Origin of the sequence: Kitasatospora sp. NPDC086801 (genome assembly GCF_044745805.1) — a bacterium.
Lineage (GTDB): Bacteria > Actinomycetota > Actinomycetes > Streptomycetales > Streptomycetaceae > Kitasatospora.
Map to the genome: position 1 here is coordinate 1 of NZ_JBIVAX010000097.1, position 2,625 is coordinate 2,625.

Sequence of the window (2,625 nt, forward strand, 5' to 3'; positions counted from 1 at the left end):
ACCGGCCACACGGCAGCTGCGGCAAGCGCCGCAAACCGCGGAAAGCGTAGGCACCAGCAGCCCAAAGAGCGATCTACAGCTGGAGTACTAGGAGGCTCGCCACCCACCCGCCGGCGGGGAGGCAGACGTTCACCGCCCGTGCCAAGGCGGCGCCGCCCCCTCATTCCGCCGGAGCCTGGCCGAAGTCGAGGAAGTGGTGCGAGGACGGAGCCGAACCGTCACAGCCGAAACGGGGGCTTTACAGGCCCGTGGGCGCTCCAGTGCCCGGCTCGCCCCTGGCGGAGGAGGTGGGGGTCGAACCCACACGGATGCTCATCACGCCCCAACGGTTTTCAAGACCGAGGTCGGCCCCGCGCTCGCGGGGACGGTCCAGGACAGCCGCGAGACGCGTCGGTGGCCGTCCCCGTGCCGCTTGGCATCACAGAGCAGTGTCAGTGGCGGATGGCAGCATCGGGCGCATGACGAATGCGACACCGTTCGACTGGCGGCCGTTCCTGCTCAGATGGAGCGGGGAGTGGTCGGATTCCCTACCCGATGACGAGACGCGAAATCAGGAGGATGAAGCCGCCCGACGGGTTCGGTGGTTGGGGTTCCCGCCCGCGTCCGAGGAACGGATCGTCGCCATGGAGGAGCGCCTCGGTCGACGGATGCCCCCGTCCTACCGGGAGTTCCTCAAGGTCAGCGACGGGTGGCGGCACGCCGGCGGGTTCATCTGGCTGCTGGCGGGGAGCACGGACGCGCGCTGGCACGACAATGAGTCCGGGCTCGCGGACGTGTTCGAGGAACACCTGGACGACGACGCCGGACCCGCCGAGCGGCGGGATGCGGACATCTGGCGGCGCGGGCTCCAGCTCGACGTCGAGTCCGACATCACCCACGTCCTGCTGGATCCCGAAGACGTGGACGAGGACGGCGAGTGGGCCGTGTACACGTGGGCGAGCTGGCTGGCCGCGCCACCCGAGCGGTACGCGAACTTCGTCGAGTTCATGCGGGGCATGTACCGGGAGTTCCACCGCCTGCGGGCACGCCGGGCCGACGGGGAGCCGGAGTTCGCCAACGACTCGACACGAGAGCTGGACGCCCTGGTGGAGCGGGCCCGGCTGGAGGCGCTGCGCGGTGACTGGGAACGGGCCGGGCACGCGCTGGACGAGGCGAGGGAGTACGGCAGGCCGCGGGCCGTCGGGCTGGGTGACCAGATACGCCGCCTGCTCGGACGGACGTACATGGTGTACTTCGAGGACGTGGTGACCGACCCGCGGTATGCGCCCGAGCTGCTGCCGGCGCTGGTCGCCGAGCACGCGGCGCACTCGTACCGGGACGATTCCACGCTGATGTTCCACCTGCGGGGAGCCGGTGACGACGTGGTGTCGCTGGCCTACGCGACGCTGGAGCAGGTGCGCAACGGCACGTACCGGTACACGGCGGCCGGACCGTTCGGGGAAGCGGTCGAACGGGCACGGGAGCTGGCGCGGTGGGGCGACACCGACGGGGCATGGCGGACGCTGATGGACGCTCTGCCGGTATGGCAGCCGCTGGGGCCCGACCACCTGGCGCCTCTGGGGTGGGTGGCCGACCCCCTGCTCGGACCCCTGCTGACCCCGGAACGGGGCCGCGAGCTGCTGTCCACCCCCAGGGGTGGACAGGCGGGTGAGGCACCGAGCCGGGCGGCCGGCCACGACCCGGACGACCTGGCCTGGCTCGCGGACCCGGACGCCCACCACAACCTCACGTCCTACCGGTTCGTCCTGGTCGAAGGCGTGGAGCCGGAGGACCTGCCCGGACGCCTCGCGGACGGGAACGAGGCGGCACTGGACGATCCCATGACCTCCGACGAAGCGCGCCGCCGATTGCTCTGCGGGCAGAGGGAGTTCTCGTCCTACGACGACAAGGCCCTCATGGCGGTCGGCCGGGCCGGTGCCCGTTGGAGCTTCGCCCTCGACCGTGACCCTGCGCACTTCGACCCGCGGCGATTCGTCTCCCCGGCCGCGGCCGCCAGCGCGGGTACCCGCGCGGTGGTCGTGTGGAGCGGCCTGAGGACCTGGCGCGGGGAACCGTTCTTCCACCTTTCCGTGGCGCAGGACGGCGCCGAACAGTACGCCTTCACGTACGCGGACGGAGAGATACACCGAACCGGGCAGATACCACGGGCACTGGACCCGGACCGGTTCTTCGGCTCCCGGGCGGAGGGCACCGAGGCGGAACGCGCACTGCTGGAGGCCGTGACCGGCGAGTTCGGTGTCCACCTGCCGCGCCACGCGATCACGAACGGGCGGCTGCACACGTTCACCACCCGCTCATGGACGCGACCGCCGGGAAACGGGGAGACCTACGCCGTGATCAGCATGAACGGGGATGCCGCACGCTGATTCGGGTTCTTCGCCCGCTGGGCCAAGGACGGCACCCTGCCCAGGATCCTCGACCTGCTACGCCGCCGGAGGCGCCTGCGCGCGGGCCGCAGCGCCTGGCCGGTGGCCCTGGTCGTCGACAGCCAGTCGACCAAGGTCGCCGACACCGTGCCCCGGGCCACTCCCTGAGAGGGCGGAATGAGAGATTAAGTCCGTTCTGTCGTCGCCTGAACGTGTGGCCTTGCCGCCTCCGGCAGATCGCGGGGCTGGCGCCGTGCTG

1 protein-coding gene and 1 tRNA gene are annotated in these 2,625 nt (G+C 71.0%); one reads left to right on the plus strand and one right to left on the minus strand.

From position 1 onward, the window contains the following. Positions 1–194: 194 nt before the first annotated feature. Positions 195–275: transfer RNA gene (locus ACIPLC_RS38095), tRNA-Tyr, on the minus strand. 183 nt (positions 276–458) lie between these two features. On the opposite strand from ACIPLC_RS38095, the gene ACIPLC_RS38100 reads away from it, so the two are divergent. Continuing rightward, complete coding sequence (locus tag ACIPLC_RS38100; RefSeq protein ID WP_400477649.1) at positions 459–2,366, plus strand: SMI1/KNR4 family protein; 1,908 nt, start codon at positions 459–461, stop codon at positions 2,364–2,366. Positions 2,367–2,625: the final 259 nt, after the last annotated feature.

What these genes read in the sequence shown, in the direction of transcription:
- ACIPLC_RS38100 (WP_400477649.1), top strand. Translation starts at nt 459, where the DNA reads ATGACGAATGCGACACCGTTCGACTGGCGGCCGTTCCTGCTCAGATGG.